28 protein-coding genes and 1 tRNA gene are annotated in these 23,936 nt (G+C 65.8%); 17 read left to right on the top strand and 12 right to left on the bottom strand.

Annotated features, from left to right (window positions below; genetic code table 11):
- Positions 1–18: 18 nt before the first annotated feature.
- Genes H8F27_RS04635 through sufR form a run of 3 tightly spaced genes read right to left on the bottom strand, consistent with a single transcriptional unit; the run spans position 19 to position 1,692 of the window.
- Positions 19–636, bottom strand: a complete 618-nt coding sequence (locus tag H8F27_RS04635; RefSeq protein WP_197151615.1) for a phycobiliprotein lyase — start codon at positions 634–636, stop codon at positions 19–21.
- A complete protein-coding gene (locus H8F27_RS04630) occupies positions 633–1,031 on the bottom strand; it encodes a hypothetical protein (RefSeq protein WP_197151613.1) in 399 nt (132 codons plus the stop codon). The genes H8F27_RS04635 and H8F27_RS04630 overlap by 4 nt, the downstream gene beginning before the upstream one ends.
- Positions 1,021–1,692, bottom strand: coding sequence for an iron-sulfur cluster biosynthesis transcriptional regulator SufR (gene sufR / locus H8F27_RS04625; RefSeq protein ID WP_197151611.1), 672 nt, complete (start codon positions 1,690–1,692; stop codon positions 1,021–1,023). Before sufR ends, H8F27_RS04630 begins: the two co-directional genes overlap by 11 nt.
- A gap of 209 nt (positions 1,693–1,901) precedes the next feature.
- Between sufR and H8F27_RS04620 the strand changes: the two genes are divergently transcribed.
- The 5 genes from H8F27_RS04620 to H8F27_RS04600 are packed head-to-tail and all read left to right on the top strand — an operon-like array spanning position 1,902 to position 6,977.
- Positions 1,902–2,270, top strand: coding sequence for a ferredoxin-thioredoxin reductase catalytic domain-containing protein (locus H8F27_RS04620; RefSeq protein ID WP_197151604.1), 369 nt, complete (start codon positions 1,902–1,904; stop codon positions 2,268–2,270).
- Positions 2,271–2,284: 14 nt separating this feature from the next.
- Positions 2,285–3,724, top strand: a complete 1,440-nt coding sequence (gene sufB, locus H8F27_RS04615; RefSeq protein ID WP_197151603.1) for a Fe-S cluster assembly protein SufB — start codon at positions 2,285–2,287, stop codon at positions 3,722–3,724.
- A 57-nt stretch (positions 3,725–3,781) separates the two neighbouring features.
- Positions 3,782–4,555 (top strand): Fe-S cluster assembly ATPase SufC, encoded by a 774-nt coding sequence (gene sufC / locus H8F27_RS04610; RefSeq protein WP_197151601.1) that lies wholly within the window; start codon positions 3,782–3,784, stop codon positions 4,553–4,555.
- Positions 4,555–5,667 carry a SufD family Fe-S cluster assembly protein gene (locus H8F27_RS04605; RefSeq protein WP_197151600.1) on the top strand — a complete coding sequence of 371 codons (1,113 nt, stop codon included), beginning with the start codon at positions 4,555–4,557 and terminating at the stop codon, positions 5,665–5,667. Before sufC ends, H8F27_RS04605 begins: the two co-directional genes overlap by 1 nt.
- Positions 5,664–6,977: a SufS family cysteine desulfurase gene (locus tag H8F27_RS04600; RefSeq protein WP_197151598.1), complete on the top strand. Its 1,314-nt coding sequence runs from the start codon at positions 5,664–5,666 to the stop codon at positions 6,975–6,977. The genes H8F27_RS04605 and H8F27_RS04600 overlap by 4 nt, the downstream gene beginning before the upstream one ends.
- Here H8F27_RS04600 and H8F27_RS04595 read toward each other — a convergent pair whose 3' ends face one another.
- Positions 6,978–7,700: a trans-aconitate 2-methyltransferase gene (locus H8F27_RS04595; RefSeq protein WP_197151596.1), complete on the bottom strand. Its 723-nt coding sequence runs from the start codon at positions 7,698–7,700 to the stop codon at positions 6,978–6,980.
- Between the two features lie 59 nt (positions 7,701–7,759).
- On the opposite strand from H8F27_RS04595, the gene H8F27_RS04590 reads away from it, so the two are divergent.
- The 3 genes from H8F27_RS04590 (at position 7,760) to H8F27_RS04580 (ending at position 10,285) form a co-directional block, all read left to right on the top strand.
- On the top strand, positions 7,760–8,299 hold the full coding sequence (locus H8F27_RS04590) for a DUF1543 domain-containing protein (protein ID WP_197151595.1): 540 nt from the start codon (positions 7,760–7,762) through the stop codon (positions 8,297–8,299).
- A 177-nt stretch (positions 8,300–8,476) separates the two neighbouring features.
- Entirely contained in the window at positions 8,477–9,562 is a 1,086-nt protein-coding gene (mtnA, locus tag H8F27_RS04585) for an S-methyl-5-thioribose-1-phosphate isomerase (RefSeq protein ID WP_197151593.1), read from the top strand.
- 48 nt (positions 9,563–9,610) lie between these two features.
- Entirely contained in the window at positions 9,611–10,285 is a 675-nt protein-coding gene (locus H8F27_RS04580; protein ID WP_255517735.1) for a class II aldolase/adducin family protein, read from the top strand.
- Here the strand turns inward: H8F27_RS04580 and H8F27_RS04575 are convergent.
- Positions 10,258–11,628: a sodium/glutamate symporter gene (locus tag H8F27_RS04575; protein WP_197151588.1), complete on the bottom strand. Its 1,371-nt coding sequence runs from the start codon at positions 11,626–11,628 to the stop codon at positions 10,258–10,260. The genes H8F27_RS04580 and H8F27_RS04575 overlap by 28 nt on opposite strands.
- Positions 11,625–13,544, bottom strand: coding sequence for a prolyl oligopeptidase family serine peptidase (locus tag H8F27_RS04570; protein ID WP_370594466.1), 1,920 nt, complete (start codon positions 13,542–13,544; stop codon positions 11,625–11,627). The genes H8F27_RS04575 and H8F27_RS04570 overlap by 4 nt, the downstream gene beginning before the upstream one ends.
- A gap of 211 nt (positions 13,545–13,755) precedes the next feature.
- Here H8F27_RS04570 and def point away from each other — a divergent pair, with 211 nt between their 5' ends.
- The 4 genes from def to rpsU are packed head-to-tail and all read left to right on the top strand — an operon-like array spanning position 13,756 to position 15,516.
- The gene (def, locus tag H8F27_RS04565; protein ID WP_197151586.1) at positions 13,756–14,340 is read left to right on the top strand and encodes a peptide deformylase; all 585 of its coding nucleotides are present in this window, start codon (positions 13,756–13,758) and stop codon (positions 14,338–14,340) included.
- Positions 14,341–14,370: 30 nt separating this feature from the next.
- The gene (locus tag H8F27_RS04560) at positions 14,371–14,568 is read left to right on the top strand and encodes a hypothetical protein (RefSeq protein ID WP_197151584.1); all 198 of its coding nucleotides are present in this window, start codon (positions 14,371–14,373) and stop codon (positions 14,566–14,568) included.
- Positions 14,569–14,620: 52 nt separating this feature from the next.
- Positions 14,621–15,301, top strand: coding sequence for a DUF3747 domain-containing protein (locus tag H8F27_RS04555; RefSeq protein WP_197151583.1), 681 nt, complete (start codon positions 14,621–14,623; stop codon positions 15,299–15,301).
- Positions 15,302–15,345: 44 nt separating this feature from the next.
- Positions 15,346–15,516 carry a 30S ribosomal protein S21 gene (rpsU, locus tag H8F27_RS04550; RefSeq protein WP_010304532.1) on the top strand — a complete coding sequence of 57 codons (171 nt, stop codon included), beginning with the start codon at positions 15,346–15,348 and terminating at the stop codon, positions 15,514–15,516.
- 9 nt (positions 15,517–15,525) lie between these two features.
- Here rpsU and H8F27_RS04545 read toward each other — a convergent pair whose 3' ends face one another.
- Complete coding sequence (locus H8F27_RS04545; protein ID WP_197151581.1) at positions 15,526–17,076, bottom strand: YifB family Mg chelatase-like AAA ATPase; 1,551 nt, start codon at positions 17,074–17,076, stop codon at positions 15,526–15,528.
- Between the two features lie 56 nt (positions 17,077–17,132).
- Here H8F27_RS04545 and H8F27_RS04540 point away from each other — a divergent pair, with 56 nt between their 5' ends.
- The 3 genes from H8F27_RS04540 to H8F27_RS04530 are packed head-to-tail and all read left to right on the top strand — an operon-like array spanning position 17,133 to position 19,721.
- Entirely contained in the window at positions 17,133–17,474 is a 342-nt protein-coding gene (locus H8F27_RS04540; RefSeq protein WP_197151579.1) for a histidine triad nucleotide-binding protein, read from the top strand.
- A gap of 38 nt (positions 17,475–17,512) precedes the next feature.
- Complete coding sequence (locus tag H8F27_RS04535) at positions 17,513–19,504, top strand: ABC transporter ATP-binding protein/permease (protein ID WP_197151577.1); 1,992 nt, start codon at positions 17,513–17,515, stop codon at positions 19,502–19,504.
- Between the two features lie 4 nt (positions 19,505–19,508).
- On the top strand, positions 19,509–19,721 hold the full coding sequence (locus H8F27_RS04530; RefSeq protein ID WP_197151575.1) for a chlorophyll a/b-binding protein: 213 nt from the start codon (positions 19,509–19,511) through the stop codon (positions 19,719–19,721).
- Between the two features lie 57 nt (positions 19,722–19,778).
- On the opposite strand, the gene H8F27_RS04525 is transcribed toward H8F27_RS04530, so the two are convergent.
- The 4 genes from H8F27_RS04525 to psbX all read right to left on the bottom strand — a co-directional run bounded on the left by H8F27_RS04525 (position 19,779) and on the right by psbX (position 21,904).
- On the bottom strand, positions 19,779–20,273 hold the full coding sequence (locus H8F27_RS04525; RefSeq protein WP_197151573.1) for a hypothetical protein: 495 nt from the start codon (positions 20,271–20,273) through the stop codon (positions 19,779–19,781).
- Complete coding sequence (locus tag H8F27_RS04520; protein WP_231596515.1) at positions 20,270–20,659, bottom strand: hypothetical protein; 390 nt, start codon at positions 20,657–20,659, stop codon at positions 20,270–20,272. The genes H8F27_RS04525 and H8F27_RS04520 overlap by 4 nt, the downstream gene beginning before the upstream one ends.
- Positions 20,660–20,848: 189 nt before the next feature.
- Positions 20,849–21,712 carry a Ycf66 family protein gene (locus H8F27_RS04515; protein WP_197151572.1) on the bottom strand — a complete coding sequence of 288 codons (864 nt, stop codon included), beginning with the start codon at positions 21,710–21,712 and terminating at the stop codon, positions 20,849–20,851.
- A gap of 69 nt (positions 21,713–21,781) precedes the next feature.
- Positions 21,782–21,904 (bottom strand): photosystem II reaction center X protein, encoded by a 123-nt coding sequence (psbX, locus tag H8F27_RS04510; protein WP_197151570.1) that lies wholly within the window; start codon positions 21,902–21,904, stop codon positions 21,782–21,784.
- 88 nt (positions 21,905–21,992) lie between these two features.
- Here psbX and H8F27_RS04505 point away from each other — a divergent pair, with 88 nt between their 5' ends.
- A complete protein-coding gene (locus tag H8F27_RS04505; RefSeq protein ID WP_197151569.1) occupies positions 21,993–22,331 on the top strand; it encodes a YggT family protein in 339 nt (112 codons plus the stop codon).
- On the opposite strand, the gene accC is transcribed toward H8F27_RS04505, so the two are convergent.
- On the bottom strand, positions 22,328–23,686 hold the full coding sequence (gene accC / locus H8F27_RS04500) for an acetyl-CoA carboxylase biotin carboxylase subunit (RefSeq protein WP_197151567.1): 1,359 nt from the start codon (positions 23,684–23,686) through the stop codon (positions 22,328–22,330). The genes H8F27_RS04505 and accC overlap by 4 nt on opposite strands.
- A gap of 135 nt (positions 23,687–23,821) precedes the next feature.
- On the opposite strand from accC, the gene H8F27_RS04495 reads away from it, so the two are divergent.
- Positions 23,822–23,903: transfer RNA gene (locus tag H8F27_RS04495), tRNA-Leu, on the top strand.
- Positions 23,904–23,936: the final 33 nt, after the last annotated feature.

The following is a 23,936-nucleotide window of genomic DNA, read 5'->3' as shown; positions in this document are numbered from 1 at the left end:
CACAGTCCGTAACGTTCGTCACCATCCCAGCGGTGAGAGCGTCGGCCCCGTTGCGGCCGCCTCGGCTGCTCCTGCGGAGCTCGGGACCTGGGCTTCCAGCACCCTGGTTTCGACGCAGAAGGAAGCGGTGTTGGAGAGGCCCTCCACCGTGCTCGTGCGCAGGCGCACATCGGCCCCCGCGAAGCTGAAGTGCTCCAGGCTGTTCATGGTCTCGTAACCGGTGGTGAGCAGCAGGCCATCCCGTTCATCCATGGCGAAATGGCCAGCCACCGCGGCGGTTTCCGCATAGCCCCGGTCGCGCAGCAGCAGTCCGGTCCGGCCGCGGCCATCGGTGGGGATCAGGCCGAACAAGCTTTCCCCGTCGTGGGCCTCACCAGCCCTGTCCCAGGCCATTGAGGCGTTCCAGGTGACCCGGCAGCCGCCCACGAGCCGGGAGGGGTCTTCGCCATGCATCACCGCGATGGCGATCAGGCGCGGATCTGCGGCGGCGATCTCCACCACCTCGATGAAGGAGCTGCCTGCCTCTGCCCGCCGGTGCAGGAGGTGGTGGCTGCTGCGCTGGGAGCGCCAGCGACCGCAGCTCAGCTGGAAAAAGCTGAGGGCATCGGGGATCGATAGGGGCCGGTTGTCGCTCACGGGGGCAAGTTGACTGCAGAAATGATCGCAATGCGTTGGTTTGCCTGGTTGCGGGCCCAGGCGATCAGGTCTCTGAGCTCGAGGCTGAGGGGCGGCCGCCCCAATTCGGCTGCGAGCTGCTCCAGTTGGCGACCGGCCGACTCCAGTTGGCTGCTGAGAACTTCGATGAAGGCCCTGTCCTGGGCGATCGGGGGCTGGTCTGCGGCCCAGCTGCGGATCGCCGACCGATCCGGCAGCTCGCCGCTGCCAGGCTGGGCCCCGTGGGCTGCGGCAATGGCCTGCAAGGTGCGCAGTCCGTGGGCCAGCAGCCGCAGGTGGTGGCGCTCCAGGGCAGGCAGCAGGGTGGATTCGAGCTCGGCTAGCTCGGCCGGGCTCAGGGGGCCGTCAGCCGCCACTGCTGGGAATCAGGCGGAAGCCGCAGGAGTGGCCCTTCTCCAGGCGCCATTGCACGCGGTCAACCTGGCAGTCGGGAAAGGTGTGGCGGATCAGCTGCAGCTCCTGGTCGCAGATGCAGGGAAACTGCTCGGCTATGCGCATCACCGAGCAGTGAAATTCACTGATCAGCCAGCCATCGGGGTGTTCGGGGTCGGGGCTGCACTCCGCCAGGTATCCCTCCTGGCGACGAAGCTCCACCAGCCGCTCGAGCCGTTGGGGGAGCGCCCCCTCGCCGATCCTTCCCCGGTAGGTGCCGGCCTGCTGAAGGGCCTGTTGCTCAAGCAGGTTATGGAGCATTTCCGCCGGCAGGTTGCCTGCCATCGACTGCAGCAGTCCGAGGGCAAAATGGTCGCTGCCATCGGCAAATTGGCCTTGGCCTTTGGCTGTGAGACGCCAGAGATTGCTTGGTCTGCCCGGCCCTTCCTGGGCGGAACTGGCCTCCACCAGGCCGTCTTCTTCGAGGCTGCGCAGGTGACGGCGCATCACCTGCACCGAAACTGCCAAGTGGTCGGCCAGGTCGCCGGCGGTGGCTTCGCCCTGGCGCACCAGCACTGTGAGGGCAGCTTCTCTGGTGGGAGCAGCCTCTCTGGTGGGAGCAGGGTCGGTTTGCTGGCGGGGCATTTGGGGGCTGGCGCTCAGGGCTGACGCCGAACTCCATCACCATGCCACGCCCCAACGAAGACTGGGGCCCCCCAGTCTCCAGGCCCGTGCCCTAGGCTCGTTAGGTAACGAAACGAAGATGTTTCGTAACTGGGCTTTGAAATCGCCGTCCGGCATTCTTTCGGTCGCGTTTCCCGAGCGCGCACAGATCATCAACCCACTTTCGAGCCATGTCCGACTCTGCGGCCAGCCCTGCCGCTGCCAGCTCTGCAGCTGACAGCCTGGAGGTGATTCGCAAGTTTGCTGAGACCTACGCCCAGCGCACCGGCACCTACTTCTGCAGTGATCCCGGCGTCACCGCCGTGGTGCTGGCGGGTCTGGCCAAGAACAAGGATGAGCTCGGTGGGGCCCTTTGCCCTTGTCGCCACTACGAAGACAAGCAGGCAGAGGTCTCCCAGGCTTTCTGGAACTGCCCCTGCGTGCCGATGCGAGAACGCAAGGAATGCCACTGCATGCTCTTCCTCACCGAAGACAACCCCTTCCGCGGGGACAAGCAGTCGATTGCCCTCGATGAAGTCAAGGCCCTTACTGCCGGCTGAGTCCGCTGACCGAGATGAGCACCGCAACTGTTAGCGATCTGGTTTCGCAGCCCTATAAACACGGGTTCGTTACAGATATTGAAACCGAGAAGATTGCCAAGGGCCTCAGTGAAGACGTGGTCCGTTTGATCTCGTCCAAAAAAGATGAGCCGGATTTTCTGCTGCGCTTTCGTTTGAGGGCATACCGCCAGTGGCTGCAGATGGCAGAGCCCGACTGGGCAGCCCTGGGCCATCCCAGGATTGATTATCAAAACATTATTTACTACGCCGCCCCCAAGCAGCAGGAAAAAAAGGCCAGCCTCGACGAGGTAGATCCCAAGCTGCTGGAAACATTTGAGAAGCTGGGTATCCCGCTCAGCGAACAGAAGCGCCTCTCCAATGTGGCTGTGGATGCGGTCTTTGACAGCGTCTCAATCGCCACCACCTACAGGGAAAAGTTGGCGGAACATGGGGTAATTTTCTGCTCAATCAGCGAGGCGGTCAAGGACCATCCCGAGCTGGTGGAGAAATACCTGGGGTCGGTGGTGCCAGGTAATGACAATTATTTCGCGGCGCTAAATTCCGCCGTGTTTAGTGATGGCTCTTTTGTTTTCATTCCCAAGGGTGTGGAATGCCCGATGGAGCTATCTACCTATTTTCGGATCAATTCCGCTGACACTGGTCAGTTCGAGCGCACATTGATCGTGGCTGAGGAAGGTGCCTCCGTGAGCTATCTCGAGGGATGCACGGCCCCGATGTTTGATACCAACCAGCTCCATGCGGCGGTGGTAGAGCTGGTGGTGCTAGACGATGCTTCGATCAAGTATTCCACGGTGCAAAATTGGTATGCTGGCGATGAAAACGGCGTCGGCGGTATCTATAATTTTGTGACTAAACGCGGCCAGTGCCGTGGTGATCGCAGTCGGATCAGCTGGACTCAGGTGGAAACGGGCTCGGCAATCACCTGGAAATATCCCAGCTGTGTTTTGCAGGGAGCTGACTCGGTTGGAGAATTCTATTCTGTCGCACTTACAAACAACTACCAGCAGGCAGACACGGGCACGAAAATGATCCATGTCGGGGCCCGCACCCGCTCCACCATTGTGAGCAAGGGAATCAGTGCTGGTCACTCATCCAATAGCTACCGCGGTTTGGTCCAGATGGGGGCCAAGGCGATTGGGGCTAAGAATTACAGCCAATGCGACTCGATGTTGATCGGGGATCAGGCAGCAGCCAATACCTACCCCTACATCCGCTCCCAGCAGCCCGACGCCGTGGTGGAGCATGAGGCCAGCACCTGTCGTATCTCCGCCGACCAACTCTTCTACCTGCAAAGCCGGGGTATTGGCTTTGAAGAGGCCGTTTCGATGATGGTGAGTGGCTTCTGCCGCGACGTGTTCAACCAGCTGCCGATGGAATTTGCCGCTGAGGCCGACAAGTTGCTTGCCCTCAAACTCGAGGGATCAGTGGGCTGAATTCTCCTAGTTATTTATTGATTTCTCTCTATTCCTATACCTTCCTATTGCCTCGCTGTGATTCGCCCCGACGCCCCACTGCTGCTTGAGATCCGTGATCTCCATGCCCGAGTGGAGGATCAACCGATTCTCAAGGGCGTCAACCTCTCGGTGCGTGCCGGTGAAATTCACGCGGTGATGGGCCGCAACGGCAGTGGCAAGAGCACCCTTTCCAAGCTGCTGGCCGGCCACCCCGCCTACAGCGTGACCGCTGGCAGCGTGCTCTTTCGGGGGCAGGACTTGCTGGAGCTCCAACCGGAGCAGCGGGCCAGAATTGGCGTGTTCCTGGGCTTTCAGTACCCGGTGGAGATTCCCGGGGTCAGCAACCTGGAATTTTTGCGGGTGGCGACCAATGCCCGCCGGGTCGAGAGGGGCGACGAGGAGCTCGATACCTTTGCCTTTGAGGATCTGGTGCGCGAGCGGTTGAAGCTTGTTCAGATGGATCCTGCCTTCCTGGAGCGCTCGGTGAATGAGGGTTTCTCAGGGGGAGAGAAGAAGCGCAATGAAATCCTGCAGATGGCGCTACTTGAGCCGCTCGTGGCGATTCTCGATGAAACAGATTCCGGCCTCGACATCGACGCCCTGCGGATTGTGGCTGGGGGGGTCTGCCAGCTGGCCGGCCCCGACAACGCCACCCTGCTGATCACCCACTATCAGCGCCTACTGGATCTGATCACCCCCGACTACGTGCACGTGATGGCGGCCGGCAGGATCCTGCGCACCGGCGGCAAGGAGCTGGCCGTTGAACTGGAGCGCAGCGGCTACGACTGGGTGGACCAGGAGGTGGCCTGATGCCCGCGTTGGCCCTGCCGAAAACCGCCGCCTGGCTGGCCGAGCTGGCGGGCGAGCCCCTGCCGGGCCGCCGTCAGGAAGATTGGCGCTTCACCGATCTCGCCCCGCTGCAGGCCGTTGCAGCTGAGCTGTGGTCGGGGCCCGATCCCTTCAGCCAGTTCAGCCTGCCCGGTGGAATCAGCCGGATCGCTCCTGCGCAGGCCCAGCTGCTGCTGGATCAGGGTCTGCAAGCCACCGGCAGTTCTGCCTCCTGGCCGGTGCGGCTCAACCGGGGCGCGTCTCCCCACTTTCTCGCCCTGCGGGTGAGCGGCTCAGTCGAGCCCCTGCAGTTGACTTTCGATGCGGCCGCAGGCCAGGGCCTGCTGGCCCTGCAGCTGCTGCTGGTGCTCGAGCCGGGGGCCAGCCTGGAGCTGTTGCTGCACCACGGGTCGCGGGCAGCCAATGCCACCAGCTTGGTGACGGTGGCCCAGCTGGGCCAAGGGGCCAAGCTCAACCTTGGCGTGCTGGCTCCCGGGGACGCCCGCGCCTGCCTGCTCAGCCACCTGGCCATCAGCCAGGCCCCCGCCAGTGAGCTGCAGCTCACCACCGCCGTGGGGGGCTGGGCCCTGAGCCGATTCGAGCCCCGCATCTGCCAGAGCGAAGGTGCGGCCCTCACCCGCCTTCGGGCCCTGCAGTTGGTGGCTGGCCAGGAGCTGGCCGATACCCATAGCCAGGTGCAATTCAACGGACCAGATGGCCAGCTCGACCAGCTCCACAAGGTGGTGGCCGATGGCGCTGGCCGCAGTGTGTTCAACGGCGCCGTGTGGGTGCCGCGCAGCGCCCAGCGCACCAACGCCGCCCAGCTCAGCCGCAGCCTGCTGCTCTCGGATCGGGCCCGGGTGGACACCAAGCCCGAGCTGGAGATCGTCGCCGACGACGTGAAGTGTGCTCACGGCGCCACCGTCAGCCGACTGCAGCAAAATGAGCTTTTCTATCTGCAAAGTCGGGGCATCGCCGCCGACCAGGCCTCCCGGCTTCTCTTGCGGGGCTACTGCGATGAGGTGTTGCGTGAGCTGCCTGCCGCCGCGGCTTCTGCCCATCCCCTCCAGCTCCTGCTGCGGGAGCGCCCATGACCATGACCGCCTCCCCGCTGACCCCCGCCCCCGCCACTTCCGGGCTGGCCCAATCCTTGCCCCTGGCGGAAAATCTGGCGGCCCTGACCCGGCCCGATTTCCCCTTGCTGGCCCAGACGGCCTGCCTGGGTCAGCCGCTGATCTACCTGGATTACGCCGCCACCAGCCAGAAGCCGCGCCAGGTGCTGGCGGCCCTGCAGCACTACTACGACCACGACAACGCCAATGTCCACCGCGGCGCCCACCAACTCAGCGCCCGCGCCACCGAGGGCTTTGAGGCTGCCCGGGCCAAGGTTGCCGCCTTCATAGGTGCGGCGAGTGCGCGGGAGATCGTGTTCACCCGCAACGCCAGCGAGGCGATCAACCTCGTGGCCCGCAGCTGGGGCGATGCCAATCTCGGCCTCGGCGATGAGGTGCTGCTCACGGTGATGGAGCACCACTCCAACCTGGTGCCCTGGCAGCTGCTGGCGGCCCGCACCGGCTGCGTGCTGCGTCATGCCGGCCTCACCGAAACCGGCGAGCTCGATCTCGACGATCTGCGCAGCCAGATCACTGAGCGCACCAAGCTGGTGAGCCTGGTGCAGGTGAGCAACACCCTCGGCTGCCTCAACCCGATCGAGCAGGTGGCGGCTCTGGCCCACGCCGCCGGCGCCCTGGTGCTGGTGGATGCCTGCCAGAGCCTGCCCCACCTGCCGCTGAATGTGGCGGCCCTCGGCGCCGACTTCCTGGTGGGCAGTTCCCACAAGCTCTGCGGCCCCACCGGCATGGGCTTCCTCTGGGCCCGCGAGGCCCTGCTGGAGGCCATGCCCCCCTTCCTGGGTGGCGGCGAGATGATTCAGGACGTGTATTTGGATCACAGCAGCTGGGCCGAGCTGCCCCACAAGTTCGAGGCCGGCACGCCAGCGATCGCTGAGGCGATCGGCATGGGCGCCGCCCTCGACTACCTCAGTGCCCTGGGCATCGAACGTATCCATGCCTGGGAGCAGCTGCTCACCCGCCAGTTGTTTGCGCGCCTGCAGGCGATCGAGGGCGTGCGGATCCTGGGCCCTACCCCCGAGCAACAACCCGACCGCGGCGCCCTGGCGGCCTTCACCGTCGACGGGTTGCATGCCAACGACATAGCTGCCCTGCTCGATTCAGCCGGCATCTGCATCCGCAGCGGCCACCACTGCACCCAGCCGCTGCACCGCCTCTACGGCATCCCCGGCTCGGCCCGCGCCAGCCTGGGCTTCACCACCACCCCTGAAGAGATCGACCGCTTCGCCGCGGAGCTGGAGGGCACGATCACCTTCCTGCGTGAGCACAGCTAGCTAGGCCGGCGTCAGCACCGCCATCGCCTCGGCCTTGTCGGGTCCAGCCCAGTTCCAGGAAAGGGTCCATCCCTGGATGCGGGCTGTGGTTCCGATCGCTTCGCGGTCAGCGGGCAGGTCGAAGTTGCTCACGTGGAAGCAGGCATGGGCCAGTTGCTGCGGCTCGAGGGCACCCCCCCAGTGGTTGGTCATCCGTTGGGTGTAGCGATGTCGAAAGGCATCAACCGTTTCACCGGGTTCGCGAAAAATGTCGGCCCAGAGAAAAATGCCACTGGGGCTGATCTTCTTGCGGGCCCCCGCCAGGAAGGCCTCTTGGTTCTCCCCATCCAGGTGGTGGATGGCGAAGGAGGAATAGATGATGTCCACCGGATTGGTGGCCGGAGCCGCTTCAGCCGCTGGCGCCGTGGCCCACTCCAGCAGGTCAGCCTGGATCCAGTCACAGGGGTAGGCCACCTCCCCCAGGGCTTTTGCAGCCAGGGGCAGCACGCTGCTGGCCTGATCCATACCCAGGAGCGAACCGAGGGGGAGGTCCCGCAGCACTGCTGCCAGGGGGTCGGCATCGCCACAGCCCAGGTCTACAAAGTGGGGGCGGTGCCCAGCTGGGGCGCTATTGAAGTAGTGCTTGAGAACCTGCTCCACCGCCCCAACCAGGGCCCGATGGTGCATGAAATCGTGTTGCACGATTGTTTTATAGGTGCTCCATTGGTTTTCAAAGAAGTCCATGGGCGCTCGGCAACCTGTTCATTGTGCTCGCCATAGGCTGGAAAAACGTCCGAGTCCCGATGGCGACGCGCAACGCCCCAAGTCTGTTTCTGGTGGTACTGGGCGGCCGTGCGCCGGGCTGTCACATCGAGCTCCACGACGTGCGCTTCGTGGCCGGCGCCACGATCGAAGCGGCGCTTCCGGAGTTGCGGCGCCAGTGGTTCGGGAGGCGTGAGGGCCTTCACCTGGACAGCTACATGGCGGTGCGGGCGGTGGATGGCTACGCGGTGAGCCTCGGGCGCGAGCCGTCCGCGCCCAGGCCCGAGCGGCTGTGGTTTGTAAACCTGGGCGCCTACCGCCCTGATTCGCTGGCGGAGCTGCACCACTTCGGCCTGGTGGTGGCCCGCTCGCTCCAGGCGGCCAAGGCGGCGGCCAAGCGCCAGTGGCTGCGTGGCGCCCTGCAGCAGCACAAGGATGATCTGGTGGGCGTAGACGACTGCCTGTCGATCGAGCAGCTGGAGCTGCTGGGCGGGGAGCGCTGGCATGTACAGCTGGAGCCCCACCCGGAGGGCCTGAGCCAGAGCCAGGTGCCGGATTGGTTCGGCTACCGGTTGATTTGAGCAGGTAGGGGCCGCTGTTGTGTTGCTGCGAAAGGCTCCGGAAATCTGTACAAGCTGTACGGATTGGAGAACGGTCCATGCCTGGATCCTTCCGGATCTGGTCCTGCTCCGCTCAGCTCGAGTCGGCCTGCCCTCCCCCAGGGATGATCAAGGGCTGATCTCGCACGTCCCGCGCCCATGAACATCGACGGCAAGGCCTGGCGCACGATCTGGCTAGAGCCGGATGGCCGCGCAGTGGGGGTGATCGATCAGACCCTGCTGCCCCACCAGTTCACGACGCGCACCCTGCGCAGCTGCGCTGAGGCGGCCGACGCGATCAGCACGATGGTGGTGCGCGGGGCGCCGCTGATCGGCGTGACGGGCGCCTACGGGCTGATGCTGGCCCTGCAGGCCGACCCCAGCGATGGCGCCCTGGCGGCGGCCTTTGAGCAACTCAATGCCACCCGGCCCACGGCGATCAACCTGCGCTGGGCCCTGGAGCGGGTGCGGGCGCTGGTGGCACCGCTGCCGCCGGCCGAGCGGGCCGAGGCGGCCAGGTTGGAGGCAGCGGTGATCGCCAATGAGGACGTGGCCATGGGCGAGGCCATCGGCGAGCACGGCCTGGCGATCTTCCAGCAGTTGGCGGCCCGCAAGCCCGGCGCGACGCTCAATGTGCTCACCCACTGCAACGCCGGCTGGCTCGCCACGGTCGACTGGGGTACGGCCCTGGCGCCGATCTACAAGGCCCACCGCGCCGGGCTCCATATCCATGTATGGGTGGATGAGACCCGCCCGCGCAACCAGGGCGCCTCGCTCACCGCCTTTGAGCTGGGCCAGGAGGGCGTGCCCCACACCGTGATCGTCGACAACGCCGGCGGCCACCTGATGCAGCACGGCCAGGTGGATGCGGTGATCGTGGGCACCGATCGCACCACCCGCCGCGGCGATGTGTGCAACAAGATCGGCACCTATCTCAAGGCCCTTGCGGCCCACGACAACGGCGTGCCCTTTTATGTGGCCCTGCCCTCCTCCACGATCGACTGGACGATTGGCGATGGCGTGGCCGAGATCCCGATCGAGGCCCGCAGCGCCGAGGAGGTGACCCACATCCAGGGGCGCGGCGCCAATGGGGCAATCACCACGGTGCAGCTAACGCCAACGGGCTCCGCCGGCTTCAACCCGGCCTTTGATGTGACCCCGGCGCGGCTGGTGACGGCCCTGATCACCGAGCGGGGAGTGGCTGCAGCCACCGAAGCTGGATTGGGGCAGCTCTACGCGGGCTGAGACTGAGTGCGTCGCCCACCTAGCGTCAGGCCATCTAGCTCCCTGCCCTTGCCTGCCGTCCCCGGCCCCGAGCCCGAATTGCGCCGGCAGCTTGTGGCCGCTGCCCGGCGCATGAATACCTGCGGCGTCAACCAGGGCACCTCGGGCAACCTGTCGGTGCGCATCCCTGGCGGGATGTTGATCACCCCCAGTTCCCTGCCCTATGAGCAGATGGAACCTGCCGATCTGGTGGCCCTGGATCTGGCCGGTGCTCCCAGGGATGCAGGCGCCAGGCGCCCTTCTTCGGAGTGGCGGCTCCATGCCGACATCCTGCGCAGCCGCCTTGAGATTCAGGCGGTGCTCCACTGCCACTCCATCCAGGCCACGGCCCTGGCCTGCCATGGCCGCGCCATTCCGCCCTTCCACTACATGACGGCTGTGGCCGGAGGCGATGACATTCGCTGTGCCCCCTACGCCCCCTTTGGCACTGCTGAGCTCTCAGGCCTCGCCCTGGAGGCCCTCACCGATCGGCTGGCCTGTTTGTTGGGCCAACACGGCCAGGTAGCTCTCGGGGACAGCCTGGACCAGGCCCTGCGTATCGCGATCGAGGTGGAAACCCTTGCCCACATGTATCTGCAGGCTCTGCAGCTGGGCGAACCGCCCCAGCTCTCGCCCAGCCAGATGGAGGTGGTGCGGCGGCAGTTCCGGGAGCTGCACTACGGCGCAGGTGCGGCCGCCGGCTGAGAGCCAGCCAACCACAGCCCTGCCCCGCCGGCCAGCAGCACCAGGCCAAAGCAGAAGCCCGTCCATACCGGCAACCCCCAGCCCGCCACCGCCAGGGGGGCCACCACCGTGATCACTCCGCCCGCCAGAAATGGTTGGAGCAGCAGCTGTTTGATCGAGAAGGCGGACAGGGCATTGCTCTGGTCTTCCGGGTCGGCCATGCGCAGCAACAGCAAGCCGCTGGCGGCCACGCCGGTGGCCTGGCCGAATTCGATTACCGCCCGCTCAAACCAGTCGGCCGGCAGCACCCGCGGCGCCAGCAGCAGCACCACAGCCAGGTTCCAGGTCAGTCCCCCCAGGGCCAGAACCGACAGCGGCAGCCAGTCGGCCTGCAGCAATTTCAGGTTTAGACCTGCGGTGGCTGCCGTGATCAGGAGATCGGCGGCAAGGGTGCTGAGTTCGCTTTGGATTGGCGCTGAGGCCCACTGGCTGTGGCCACTGCGCTCCAGGACCCAGCGCACAAACAGTGAACCCAAAATGGCCAGGGGAAACACCGGCAGGGCCTGCGCCACTGCGGCCACGCCCCCGCCCAGGGGCACGGTGAGTGCCCGCAGGGCCAGCAGCAGCAGCTCTCCCACCAAAACAGCCACCCCCACCAGGGCCAGATTCACGGCCCAGGCGGCGGGTCCAGCCGGGCTGGCGGCCGCACTGGCCCCTTCGCCCTGGATGGGTTTGGTCGGGCTGGTTGCCAGTAACCAGCCCTGGCGCCTGGCCAGCACCACCACGAGGCCTCCCACCAGGGTGGAGCTCAGGAGTCCCACGGTGGCCATCGCCAGGCCCAGATCCTGCCCACCGGGGAAGCCCAGGGCCGCATAGCTGGGGCCCATGGCCGCGGCGGAACCATGGCCGCCTTCGTAGGCCACTTCGATCAGGCAGGCCATCACCGGGCTGACCCCCAGCAAGGGCTGCAGCACCAGCAGCACCGCTAGGCCGCCCACCACGTACTGGCCGAAGGCAAGTACCAGGGCCAGGGACACCTGGCCCGATACCGGTCGCCACAGGCTGCCGAGCTGGGGCAGAGGCTTGCTGAGCATCAGCGAGCCAAATACCAGGGTGAGCAGCACCAGCGGCAGCCCGGCCCAGAGCTCCAGCACCGGCAGCGGCAGCAGGGGCAAGGGTCCGCCCGGCGCCAGCAGCAGGCCAAGCAAGCCGGCCACCAGTGCTTCCGGGATCCCCCAGAGCCGGAGCTGCAGAGCTGAACCGATCAGCCGTCCCAGGGCCAGGGTCAGGCTGAGGGCTGCGATGGCCAGTGCCAGCCAGCCCAGTTTGGGCAGGGCCTCGATCCAGAGTTCGGGTGGGTTCACAGTTGGAAGTGGCGGCGGAAAAAGGCTTCGGTGGCTTCCAGCACCTCGATCCGAACCGCACCGCTGCGGAAGCCGTGGCCCTCATTGGCAAACAGATGCACCTCCACCGGTATGCCTTGGGTCTGCAGGGCAAGGGCCATGCGCTCTGTTTGGGCCGGCGGCACCACCTGATCATCGAGGCCCTGGAAGAAGATTACGGGGCAGTGGATCTGCCCGGCATGGGCCAGGGGTGAGCGGGCCTCGTAGGTGGGGCGCGCTTGGGGCCAGGGGCCGATCAGCCCATCGAGATAGCGGGCTTCAAAGCGATGGCTCTCGCTCGCCAACGCGCTGGGGTCGCTGACGCCGTAGCGGCTCGCGCCGGCGCGAAAGACATCCGTAAAGCAGAGGGCGGCCAGGGCAGTGAAGCCACCGGCACTGCCGCCTTCGATGGCGATGCGCGCATCGCTGGCTTTTCCCGCCGCCACCAGGGCCTGGGCAGCGGCGGCACAGTCGGCCACATCCACCACGCCCCACTGGCTATCGAGTCGCTCCCGGTAGGCCCGGCCAAAGCCGGTGGAGCCGCCGTAGTTCACATCCAGCACGCCCCAGCCCCGCGAGGTCCAGAACTGAATGCCCAGGTTCAAACCTCGGCGGGCCATGCCGGTGGGGCCGCTGTGGCCCTTCACCAGCAGCGGCGAGCTGGCGCAGGCCCCGGTGGCGGGCGGATAGAACCAGGCATGGCTCTGCTGCCCCCCATGGCCGGCAAACCAGAGCGGCTCGGGCCGGCTGATCGCCTCCAGGGCCAGCGGGCAGGGGGCCATGGGGGTGTGTCGCCAGCTGCCGCTGGCGAGCTCCAACTCCAGCAGCCCTTCCGGGATGGTGGGACTGCTTGCCACGGCCACCAGCTGGCCGGCTTCGGCGCAGAGGGCGGCCAGGTCGTCGAAGGGCACACCTAGGGGCTGCCAGGCCTCTGGGGTGCCCACGCGCCCCGCGGCCAGATCCACCCGGCCCAGCTGCCAGACGCCACCGGTGCAGGCGGCGGCAATCAGCTGCTCGCCGTCCCAGGCTGTGGTGGCCATCCCGTAGACCCACTGGGGCATGGCGAATTCGGCCTCAAGGGGCAGCAGGGGCTGCCAGCTGCCGGTGCCGATCTCCAGCCGTTGCAGGTTCCACCAGCCCGTGGCGTCGCTGGCCACCACCAACTCGGTGGGGCTGATCCAGAGCGGCTGAAATATCGAGCTGGCCAGCGGGCTTTCCGCCCCGGAGCCCGCCCCGGAGCCGGCCACCGGCCGGGCATCCTCCAGGGCTCCGGCGGCGGTGATCCGGGCTAGCCACAGCTGGCTGCGCTGCCACGGCATCCAGGGTTGGTGCCACTCCACCCAGGCCAGCTGCCCGCCATCGGGGCTGAGGGCGGCATAGCCGCAGAAGTCGGCTGCCAGGTGCAGGAGCTCTGGCTCGCCCCCGGCCAGGGGCACCGCCACCAGTTGGTCGCGGCCCCCGGCCTCCATTACGCCCAGCCAGCGCTGGCGCCGGCTGTCGATCAGCCCATCGGCGAAGGCGCGATCGGTGGGGCTGGTGAGACGGCTGGGCTGGCTGGGGGCGGCCCCAGCTAGCTGGAGCTGCCAGAGGCAGCGGTCGCCGTCATCGACGAAGACCAGGGTGTCGTTGGCCAGGGCATAAACGCCGCCGCCATAGCCGTGCACCCGGCTGCGCAGGTTCCAGTGGCCGGGGGTGAGCTCGCGGGCTAGGGACCCAGCGGGCTCACGCCGCATCAAGGTGGTGCGGCCCTGCTCCTGGGGGCGTTGCTCCAGCCATAGCAGCCGTCCACCCCTGAGTTTGGGCTCCTTGATCGTTGGGATGCACCCCTCCACCAGCGAGGCGGCCAGGGGGCCTTGCTCCAGGTTGGGCCGTGCCGGCCCCCCCAAGGATGGCTTCAATACTGGGCCCAACTGATCGTTCAACGGCTAGTCCAACGGGGAGTTCAAGGCGAGTTCAAGGGCGATTTGAAGAGTGTGCTGTTCAGCCTGGCCGCCCAACTTGGCCGCCTAACCCCCAGCAGGGGGCGGCTGCTTGGGCGAACCGGCTTAGAATCGGGCTTATCAATCCAAGTATCCTTTGGCCCCCAGCTCCGCTGCCAGCTTTGCCCAGATGGCTCGCACCGCGGTGCAGGCCAGCCGCGGCGTGCAGGTGCCCAAGCAGGCGCTTGAGCAGCCCCCCCTCACCATCCACACCCTGGGCGATGCCGAGCTGCGCACCACCGCCAGGCGCATCAGCAAGGTGGATGGGAACGTGCGCGAGCTGGCCCGCAACATGTTGCGCAGCATGTACAGCGCCAGTGGCATCGGCCTGGCCGCCCCCCAGGTGGGCGTGCACAAGCAACTGCTTGTGATTGATCTCGATCCCGAAAATGCCGCCACCCCGCCGCTGGTGCTGATCAACCCGGAGATCAGCTCCTTTGGGGCCGCCATCGAAACCTATGAGGAAGGCTGCCTGAGCATCCCTGGCGTCTATCTCAATGTGGTGCGTCCAGCTGCCGTTGAGGTCAGCTTCCGCGATGAGCTGGGCCGCCCCCAGCGGCTCAAGGCCGATGGGCTGCTGGCCCGTTGCATCCAGCACGAAATGGACCATCTCAGCGGGGTGTTGTTCGTAGACCGGGTCACCGATGAGCTCAGCCTCAACGAGGGGCTCCAGGAGAAGGGCTTCCAGCGGGCCGACGTCCACACCATTCGCTGAGCTTTCCACCATGTCAATCAGGTTTTCCCCATGCCGATGAAGCCCTTGGCCGGGCTGTTCCTGGCCCTGGCCTGCCTGCTTGGAATCGCGGCCACCGGCTCGGTGTTTGAGCTCGCCTATGGCGATCCCGACCTGGGAACCCAGCTCACCGGCTGGATTCTGGGCTTGAGCCTGCCGGGCACCCTCTTGGCCTTACTGGTGGCCATTCGCATCAACAAGCCTGCCTAGCCGGGGCTTCCCAGGGTGCATACGATTGCATCGATACCTGCTTGATGCCGCGATGCGTTTGCCCGATCCCCGCACCCCTGCGCTTGCTCTGGCAGCATTCACGGCCGTTCTGGGTGTCTGGGCACCCAACCCTTCCCGGGCCAGCGCCCTGTTTCAAGCGGTCGACCTGAGCCAGGAAAGCTTTGTGCTCGTGGCGGCGCCGATCGGGGATGGCACGCGAGCCCAACTCAACATCTATGAACAGGTGAAGCCCACCCGGCCCTGCTTTGCCGTCGTGCCTGGCGCGCCTGCGCCGGTAGAGCCGCTGCTGGGCAGCTTTGATTTCACCGGCATCTGCAGCCGCTTTATCGATGCCAATGGCTACTCCGTGCGGGTGGGCGGCGATGATCAGGGTGCTAGCTACCGGCTCACCGTGGTGCGCAAAAGTGGCGACAACCTGTTGCTGGCCGTGCCCACCAAGGCTGGGGCGGGGCCGGAAATGGTGGTAGCCCGCACCCAGGGTGCCGGCACGGGCTTCCTGCAGTTGGTGTTTGAGCCGGGCTGGCAGCTCAAGCGCCGGGCCTTCGGCGGCCGCAACTTGGGCCACGTCTACGTCTATCGCGAGGGTTGGCCCGATGCCCTGGCCCAGCCGGTCCTACCTGTCAATCCTGACCAGTCCGTTCAACCAGTACAACCAGTACAGCCAGTACAGCCAGTACAGCCAGTACAGCAGCCGGGCGAACCCCAGGTATGAGGCGGTTGCTACATTGATCGACTCCGTGAGCAGCGCAGCGCTTCATGACCCAGGTCACCGTCGGCGAAAACGAAGGCATTGAATCGGCCCTGCGCCGCTTCAAGCGCCAGGTGTCCAAGGCGGGCATCTTTGCCGACCTCAAGCGCCTGCGCCACCACGAAACTCCCGTAGAGAAATACAAGCGCAAGGCCCAGCAGCGCCGCCGCCGCCGCTGAGTCACCAGCTCAGTGCAACTGGTCAAAAGAGCGGTAGGTGAGAGCTTCAGCGATCGCAGCCGCACTTATTTGAGATTGGGCGCCAAGGTCGCTGATTGTCTGGGCGACCCGTAGCAGTCGGGCCCCGGCCCGGGCGCTCAGTTGCCGCTGCTTTAAGGCCCCCTCCCAAACCAGCAGGGCCTGGGGCTCCAGCTGCACCACCTGATGCAGGACGCCGCCGGGAATGCGGCCATTGCTGCAGCCAGCGGGGTTGCGGGCGGCCATCTGCTCGCGGGCCCGCAGTACCCGTTGCCGCACCACGGCCGTCGACTCGGGCCCATCCCCATCGCTGTGCTGGCGAAAGGGGGCGGTGAGGGCGTGACTGCTGGGGCGGCGCATCACCACCTGGAGGTCGATGCGATCCAGCAGGGGGCCTGACAACCGCCCCCAGTAGCGCTGCCTTTGCCCTTCGCCACAGCTGCAGCTGCGCTCCGGATCCCCCAGCCAGCCGCAGGGGCAGGGGTTCGTGGCTGCCACCAGGGTGATCTGACAGGGAAAGCGGGTGCGTTGTCGCGCCCGGTGGATCCATACTTCCCCGTCTTCCAGCGGCTGGCGCAGCTGGTCGAGCACCGCCCGCCGGAATTCGGCCAGTTCATCGAGGAACAACACCCCGTGGTGGGCCAGGGCCAGCTCGCCCGGGCGCGGCAAGCCGCCGCCGCCGAGCAGCCCCGCTGCCGAGCAGCTGTGGTGGGGGCTCCGAAAGGGTCTGGTTTCCAGCAGGCCCTGGCTGCTGTCCAGCAGGCCGGCCACCGAGTGGATGGCCGTGAGCTCAAGGGCCTCGGCGGGGTTCAGGGCTGGCAGTAGGCCGGCCAGTCGCTGGGCCAGCATCGTTTTGCCGCTGCCGGGCGGGCCACAGAGCAGCAGGTGATGGCCTCCAGCCGCAGCGATTTCGAGGGCGCGGCGGCCATGGGCCTGGCCCTTGACGGCGGCGAGATCGCCGACCTCCGGGCCAGTTGGGCCGGGCCGGCGCGCCTGGGGGCCAAGCGGCTGCAGGTTCTGATGGCTGGCGTGGGGATGCTGCAGGTGCCAGAGCACCTGGTTTAGATCGCTGGCACCCCACACCTGCAGTCCGTCCACCAGGGCGGCCTCCCAGGCATTGGCCTGGGGCACCACCAGGGCCCGGGCGCCGTGCTGGCGGGCGGCGATGGCGATGGCCAACACCCCCCGGATCGGCCGCAACTCCCCGTTGAGGGCCAGCTCCCCCGCGCTCCATACCGCCTCGCTGCTCGCTTCGGCCAACTGGCCTGAGGCCAGCAGCAGCCCCAGGGCGATCGGCAGGTCGAAGCCGGGCCCCTCCTTGCGCAGGTCGGCCGGGGCCAGATTCACCACCACCCGCGTCTGGGGCACTTTCTGGTTGCTGTGGCGCAAGGCGGAGCGCACCCGCTCCCGGGATTCCTGCACGGCGGCATCGGCCAACCCCACCATCTGCAGCCCCGGGAGCCCCGGCGCCAGATCCACTTCCACCAGCACCGGCCGGGCCTCCAGCCCCAGCAGCGCTGCCGTCTTGCACCGTGCCAACATCCTGCCTGGGGCCACTGGATTATTAGTGCCACCCCTGTCCCACCCCTGGTGTCCCTGTGAGCCAAGACACGATCTTTGCGCGCATCCTTCGGGGCGAGATCCCCTGTGATCAGGTGTTCGCCGATGAACACTGCCTGGCTTTTCGGGATGTGGCTCCCCAGGCGCCGGTGCACGTGCTGGTGATTCCGCGCCAGCCCATCCCCGAGCTGGCCCAGGCCAGCGCAGAGGATCAGGGCCTGCTGGGCCATCTGTTGTTGGTGGCGGCAAGGGTTGCCCGCCAGGAGGGGCTAGAGGCCTTCCGCACTGTGATCAATAGCGGCGCGGCAGCCGGGCAAACCGTTTTTCATCTGCATGTGCACGTGATCGGTGGGCGTCCCCTGGCCTGGCCCCCGGGCTGAGCGCGGCCCGGCAACAATGGCCTGATCTAGTTCCCCCCATGAATTTCTTTAAGGCCCTACGCGATCAGCTAGGCAAGCTGCAGCGTCTCGCCCAGCCCTACTTCCTGCCGGTGGACGACACCCGGGGCTGGCAGTTCCTGTTGCTGGTGGCCGCGCTGCTGGCGGTGGTGGTGGGCAGCACCTTGCTACTGCTGACTGGGGTGCTGGCCCTCAGTGGGGCCCTGATCCCCGAATTGCGCAGCCGCTTTTTGCCGGGGGTGCCGGAGCAGGTGGCGGCGATCTGGCGTAGCCCGATCGGGCCGCTGGTGATGGTGTTGCTGGCCGGTGGACTGGGCTGTTTTGTGGCCTTTCGCGGCAAATTGAGGCAGGGCCGCTGGCTGCCCTGGCTGCTGATGGGAGTGATCACCCTGCTGATCCTGGTGATCAATGGGATAAATGTGGGAATCAGCTTCATCGCTCGCAATATTGAAAATGCCCTGGTGGCCTATAAGGCGGATGATTTTTGGAAAATCGTAGCCATATATGCTTTTTGTCTGGTGCTGGCCCTGCCTATCCGGGCGATCCAGAGCTACCTGATTCCCAAGCTTGGCTTGTTATGGCGAGAGTGGCTGAGTGGGCGCTTGTTGAATCGCTACCTCTCTAATCGAGCCTATTATATTCTCAATCCAAACGATGAGTCGATCGAAGAAATTGATAATCCAGACCAGCGAATTTCCCAGGATACGGCCAGTTTTACTGGCACTAGCTTGAGCGTTGTTGTTGAGATCATCGCAGCCCTGCTCACATTTGCCAGTTTCATCATTGTGCTATGGAACATCAGTGACCAGCTGGCCTTGGTGCTTTTGATGTACTCGGTGGGGGGCACCGGTTTGATTGTGTTTGCAAGCCGTAAGCTGGTCAATCTAAATTATTTGCAGCTCAAGCTAGAGGCCGATTTTCGTTATGGCCTTGTGCACATCCGCGATAACGCCGAGTCGATCGCCTTCTACCGCGGAGAGCAGCAGGAAGCCAGCGAGGCCCAGCGGCGGCTGGGAGGAGCGATTCAAAACTACGACCGTTTGATTGTCTGGGAAGCCCTGATCAGTGTGATCCAGCGCTCCTACGATTATTTCTCTAGATTTTTGCCCTGGCTGGTGATTGCACCGATCTACTTCGCTAAGCAGGTTGATTTTGGTGTATTTACCCAGGCCAGCATTGCCTTCAGTCAGGTTTTGTTTTCGGTGAGTTATATCGTTAACAACATTGATCGCCTCGCCGCCTTCTCCGCTTCGATTAGCCGTTTGGAGGGATTCCAGGGAAAGGTTGATGCGATCGGCACTGAAGCCGCCGCCCTAGAGGCCCAGCTGGCGGCCACCAGTGGGGGCCGTGACGACGGCTCGATCCTGGTCAGCCATGTGGACCTGGTGCCGCCCCGCACCAACCGCACCCTGATTCGGGATCTGAGCCTCGAGGTGAATCGCAGCCAGCGCCTGCTGGTGGTGGGGCCTTCCGGCTGTGGCAAAACCTCTTTCCTGCGCATGGTGAGCGGCCTTTGGCCGCCGGCATGCGGGCGGGTGGAGCGGCCCAGCGAGGGGGAGTTGATGTTCATCCCCCAGAAGCCCTACATGCTGCTGGGCAGCCTGCGGGAGCAGCTCTGCTATCCCCAGCAGCCGGATCGCTTTAGCGATGGCCAGCTGCGCCATGTGCTCGAGGAGGTGCGCCTGGGCGAGCTGGTGCAGCGTTATCCCGACCTAAATATCATCCAAGACTGGCCCCGGCTGTTGTCCCTGGGCGAGCAGCAGCGTTTGGCCTTTGCCCGCCTGCTGCTCAATTCACCCAGCTTTGTTGTGCTCGATGAGGCCACCAGTGCCCTCGATGTTGCCACGGAGCGCCACCTCTATTCCCTGCTAAGCGAGCGGGAAATGGCCTTTGTGAGCGTGGGTCACCGCCCCACCCTCACCGCCTTCCACGACACGGTGCTGGAGCTCGACGGCAGTGGTAAGTGGCGACTGTTGCCGGCGGCCGGCTATGACGTGGGACGTCATGCCTGATCCCATGCCTGCTGAGACTCCGGCCACAAATCCACCCACTAGTGCAACCACCAGTGCAACCACCAGTGCCACTACCGGCGACATTCCGGCTTTTGGCTGGAGTGGCTACGCCGAGCGGGTCAATGGTCGTTTTGCCATGGTGGGTTTTGCGGCCCTGCTGCTGATCGAGGCCATCAGCGGAGACACCTTCCTGCACTGGGCGGGCCTGGTGCCCTGAGCCCTCTCCCTGAGTCGCCGCCCTGGAGGCCTCTCACTGGGGGCCCTGGGCCCGCACTCAGGGGATATGGATCAGGTCTACCTGCCAGATCCCATTGCGGCTCACCTGCACGGCCAGCTGGCGGCCATCGGCCTGGAGTTGCACTGCTTTGGGCACACCGTTGGGCACCATGGCGATTGGCTGCAGGCTCTGCAGCGAGCGGCGGTAGAGCACCAGCTCGGTGCGGCCTTCCAGCTGGCGCACCAGGGCTATTTTTTCCCCAGCTGCATCGATACTGACGCTCAAGGGCTGGGCATCGGCCCGGTTGAGGCCTAGCAGGGGCTGGGGCTGCTGGCGCTCCAGATCGAGCAGCATCACCTGCTCCCGCCCGCCCCGGCCGCTGATCAGGGCCAGCCAGCGACCCGAGAGAGAAGGCTCCCGGGTGGCGCCCAAGGCCTCGAGGCGGCTGTTGACTGGTTGCAGTGGCCTCGGCATCGGCCCCATGCAGCTGCCCAGCAGCAGGGCCATGGCCATGAGAGTGCCTGTGGCCGTTGCAAGGACAGGCACCCTCATGGGGGGGCTCCAGGACCGCCCCCCTGGATGGCCATCCCGCCCGGGCGGTCGGGCTCCAGCAGGCCAGTCAGATCAAACAACTGCACCCGCACCTGGCCATCGAGGGCCACCTGCACGGCCAGCCGACCCGCTTCCGGGGCCAGGCTGAGCCGCAGGGCGGTGTGATCGGCCGGCAGGGGCAGCCTATGCAGGGCCCCGCTGAGCCGATCTTCGATCAAGGGCACCCGCTGGCTGCCCTGCTGCACCAGGGCAGCCACGTAGCGGCCGTTCCAACTCAGGGAGGGGGAGCTGTGGGGCTGGTGCCTCTGGAAGTGGCGGAGGTTCAGGACCTTCCCGCTGGGTTGTTCCTGTAGCAGCAGGGTGGGCCCACTGCTGCGCTCCACCACGGAGGCCAGCAGCTGCCCCTGGCCGCTTAGGGCCGGATCCTGGCGGCTGGCTTCACCGAGGCCGCCGGCGGGGCCGGCACTGCGGCGGCCGAACCAGGGTCCACCGCTGCAACCTGCCAGGAGCAGGAGGCAGGCTGGCAGCAGCAGGGCTGCCAGGGCTGGCGCCGTATTTGGTTGGTTCAGGGCGCCTCAGTCGTCGAAGCGGGAGCTGTTGTCCCGCGGCCGGGGTGCGCCAGGTCCGCGGGGTTTCAGCGGAGTGAAGTCTGCATCGCTGATCTGCTCGCTTGCCCCAGAGATAGGAGAACCCTGGGGGATTCCGGCTGGCCCGGTTGGGGGGGCAACCTCAGGGGTGGTGGCTCGCCTGGTGGAGCGGGGCATGGCCTCAGGTGCTGCAGTGGGTCGGCTGCCCCGGCGCGGTTCTGGGGTGGCATCACGCTCGCGGCGGCGGGAGCCGAAATCGGCGCCTGGCCTGGCGGCTGACCGTGCTGAGCCGCTGAAACGGCTGGGCTCAGGCTCCTGGCTTGGGCTTGCCCAGTCGCCCTGGGCCGGCCTGCGGCTCGCTGCCCGCTCGGGGATGGCCGTGCGGTTGGGCCGGCGTGCCCTGTAGAAGTCTTCGTCTTCGCTTTCGTCTTCGCGGGAAGGAATGCGGCGGCGCAGGGGCTGGGGCTCATCAAAGCGATCCACATCAGCTTCGCCCCAGGTTCTTCCGGCCACCCGGGCGCGGGCGGGCCCCGGGGTGGGCATCGGTTCGTCGTCGTCGAAGTAGGAAGAGCGCCGCGCCTGCTCGGTGGTCACACCCCGCAGCCGGACGCTTTCGTAGGCGAAGAAAACGGTGGTGGCGGCCAGCAGGAACTGGCCAAACTGGAGGATGGGGTCCAGGCGCCAACCCTGAAAAAACAAAATGCCGCCGCAGAGCAGGCCAATCGCCGCAAAGAAAACGTCGTAGTCGCGGGCCAGGGCGGGCTTGAAGCTCCGCATGAAATAGAGCAGGGCGCCGCCGACGGCCAGCACAATGCCCACGATGCTGGCCCAATTCAGGCTGGCATTAACCACGGTGTCTCACCCGTTCAACCATTCGCCCACTGTAGGCAGGCTGCCTGGGCTGCCTAGGCCCCAGCTCTTTCAGAGGCGACGATCGAGGCGATCGTTCTGGCTGATCAGCACCAGGGCGATGGTGATGGGCACCACCACGATCACTGCCCCCCAGGCGAGGCTGCTCAGGAAGTTGGCTAGGGAAGGCGTCATAGCGGGCCAGTTTTGAACGTAAACCGTTCCCCAATCCTAGGCAGTGGGGGCGGGTTCCTACGCTGGCAACCCAGCTGCTTAGAGCTTTGTGACGGCCCTGCCCTCGTCTTACCTGTCGTGGCACTCCTTGGCGTCAGGGGCCCATCTGGTTTTGGGGCTCGGGCTGGCGATCTGGACCCTGTTGTTTCTGTTTCGGATCGTGCTCACCTGGTACCCCCAGGTGGATCTGAGCCGAGGGGTGATGCGTTTGATTGGCGGCCCCACCGAGCCCCTGTTGGCCCCCACCCGTCGACTGATCCAACCGATCGGGGGTGTTGATGTGACCCCCGTGGTTTGGGTGGGCCTGCTCAGCCTGGTGCGCGAGTTGTTGGTGGGGCAGCAGGGGTTGATCACCCAGGTGCTGATGCGGTCGGGGGCTGTCGCCTAGGCACCCGTCTGAGGAAGCATGTCTTGCTCGACAAACTTGGTGTGCACATCGCCGGCCTGGAACTCGGGTCGATCCAGCAACTGCAAGTGGAAATCGATCGTTGTGGGGATGCCGGTGACAGCACATTCCGACAGGGCCCGGCGCAGGCGCCGCAGGGCATGGGGCCGGTCGGTGCCCCACACGATCACCTTGCCGATTAGAGAGTCATAGAAGGGAGGGATCTCATAGCCCGTGTAGACATGGCTGTCGACCCGCACCCCCGGGCCGCCGGGGGGCAGCCAGCCGGTGATTTTGCCCGGAGCGGGCCGAAAATTCTGACGGGGATCCTCTGCGTTGATCCGCGCCTCGATGGCGTGGCCGCAGAGTTTTACCTGGTCCTGGGTAATCGAGATGGGTTCGCCGCCGGCGATGCGCAGCTGCTCGGCGATCAGGTCGACGCCGGTAACCATTTCGGTGACTGGGTGCTCCACCTGGATGCGGGTGTTCATCTCCATGAAATAGAACGTGCCGTGGCGGTCGACCAGAAATTCGACGGTGCCCGCTCCCTCGTAGTTGATGGTGCGTGCCGCTGCCACGGCGGCTTCACCCATCTGGCGGCGCAGATTTGCATCGATGGCAACGCTCGGTGCCTCCTCCAGCAGCTTCTGGTGGCGCCGCTGGATTGAGCAGTCCCTTTCGCCTAGGTGCACCACGTTGCCGTGGCGATCGGCCAGCACCTGCACTTCCACGTGCCTCGGCCGGTCGATGAATTTCTCCATGTAGAGCCCGGGGTTGCCGAAGGCGGCTTCCGCTTCCCCCTGGGCTGCCTTGAACAGGCTTTCGAGCTGGTCGGGGCCGGGCACCAGCCGCATGCCCCGGCCCCCGCCGCCGGCGGTGGCCTTGATCATCACCGGATAGCCCATCCCATCGGCGAGGCGGGCGGCGTCGGCAGTGCTGTCGAGCAGCCCTTCGCTGCCGGGGATGGTGGGTACGCCCACCCTCTGCATGGTGGCCTTGGCGGTCGACTTGTCTCCCATCGAACGAATCGCCTCGGGGGATGGCCCCACAAAGGTGATGCCGTGGTCGGCGCAGATCTCGGCAAAGCGGTCGTTTTCCGCCAGAAAGCCGTAGCCGGGGTGGATGGCGTCGGCCCCTCGGGAGGTAGCCGCGGCCAGAATGTTGGGGATATGGAGGTAGCTCTTGGAGCTGGGCGCCTCCCCGACGCACACCGCTTCGTCGGCCAGTTGCACGTGCAGGGCGTTTTTATCCACCGTGCTGAACACGGCCACCGTGGGAATGCCCAGTTCCCGGCAGGTGCGCAGGATTCGCAGGGCAATCTCGCCACGGTTGGCGATCAGCAACTTGCCGATGGGCATCCGCGGCGACTCAGCTGATATGGGCCAAAGCGGACTGTATCAGTGCCTCCCAAGCCGGCCGGCACCAACCGGCTACAGGGAAGAGCGATGGGTATATTGCACGCTTGGGGCGCCCTGCGGTGATCCCAGATCGATGCGGATGTGGTGGAATTGGTAGACACGCACGTTTGAGGGGCGTGTGGCTTCGGCCTTACGAGTTCAAGTCTCGTCATCCGCATTTCTTTTTCATTTCAGCCAGCCGTTGCCTGAA

The sequence above is a fragment of the Synechococcus sp. CBW1108 genome (genome assembly GCF_015840335.1).
GTDB lineage: Bacteria > Cyanobacteriota > Cyanobacteriia > PCC-6307 > Cyanobiaceae > Cyanobium_A.
The sequence above is the reverse complement of the archived record's forward strand: the minus strand, read 5'-3'. Positions and strand labels throughout refer to the sequence as shown.

Coding starts and splice junctions, on each gene's coding strand:
- H8F27_RS04590 (WP_197151595.1), top strand. CDS start 7,760: ATGGCGACGCGCAACGCCCCAAGTCTGTTTCTGGTGGTACTGGGCGGC.
- H8F27_RS04530 (WP_197151575.1), top strand. CDS start 19,509: ATGCCTGCTGAGACTCCGGCCACAAATCCACCCACTAGTGCAACCACC.
- accC (WP_197151567.1), bottom strand. CDS start 23,686: ATGCCCATCGGCAAGTTGCTGATCGCCAACCGTGGCGAGATTGCCCTG.
- H8F27_RS04605 (WP_197151600.1), top strand. CDS start 4,555: ATGCCCGCGTTGGCCCTGCCGAAAACCGCCGCCTGGCTGGCCGAGCTG.
- H8F27_RS04545 (WP_197151581.1), bottom strand. CDS start 17,076: ATGTTGGCACGGTGCAAGACGGCAGCGCTGCTGGGGCTGGAGGCCCGG.
- H8F27_RS04555 (WP_197151583.1), top strand. CDS start 14,621: ATGCGTTTGCCCGATCCCCGCACCCCTGCGCTTGCTCTGGCAGCATTC.
- def (WP_197151586.1), top strand. CDS start 13,756: ATGGCTCGCACCGCGGTGCAGGCCAGCCGCGGCGTGCAGGTGCCCAAG.
- mtnA (WP_197151593.1), top strand. CDS start 8,477: ATGAACATCGACGGCAAGGCCTGGCGCACGATCTGGCTAGAGCCGGAT.
- psbX (WP_197151570.1), bottom strand. CDS start 21,904: ATGACGCCTTCCCTAGCCAACTTCCTGAGCAGCCTCGCCTGGGGGGCA.
- H8F27_RS04560 (WP_197151584.1), top strand. CDS start 14,371: ATGCCGATGAAGCCCTTGGCCGGGCTGTTCCTGGCCCTGGCCTGCCTG.
- H8F27_RS04595 (WP_197151596.1), bottom strand. CDS start 7,700: ATGGACTTCTTTGAAAACCAATGGAGCACCTATAAAACAATCGTGCAA.
- H8F27_RS04535 (WP_197151577.1), top strand. CDS start 17,513: ATGAATTTCTTTAAGGCCCTACGCGATCAGCTAGGCAAGCTGCAGCGT.
- rpsU (WP_010304532.1), top strand. CDS start 15,346: ATGACCCAGGTCACCGTCGGCGAAAACGAAGGCATTGAATCGGCCCTG.
- H8F27_RS04525 (WP_197151573.1), bottom strand. CDS start 20,273: ATGAGGGTGCCTGTCCTTGCAACGGCCACAGGCACTCTCATGGCCATG.
- H8F27_RS04600 (WP_197151598.1), top strand. CDS start 5,664: ATGACCATGACCGCCTCCCCGCTGACCCCCGCCCCCGCCACTTCCGGG.
- sufR (WP_197151611.1), bottom strand. CDS start 1,692: ATGCCCCGCCAGCAAACCGACCCTGCTCCCACCAGAGAGGCTGCTCCC.
- H8F27_RS04620 (WP_197151604.1), top strand. CDS start 1,902: ATGTCCGACTCTGCGGCCAGCCCTGCCGCTGCCAGCTCTGCAGCTGAC.
- sufB (WP_197151603.1), top strand. CDS start 2,285: ATGAGCACCGCAACTGTTAGCGATCTGGTTTCGCAGCCCTATAAACAC.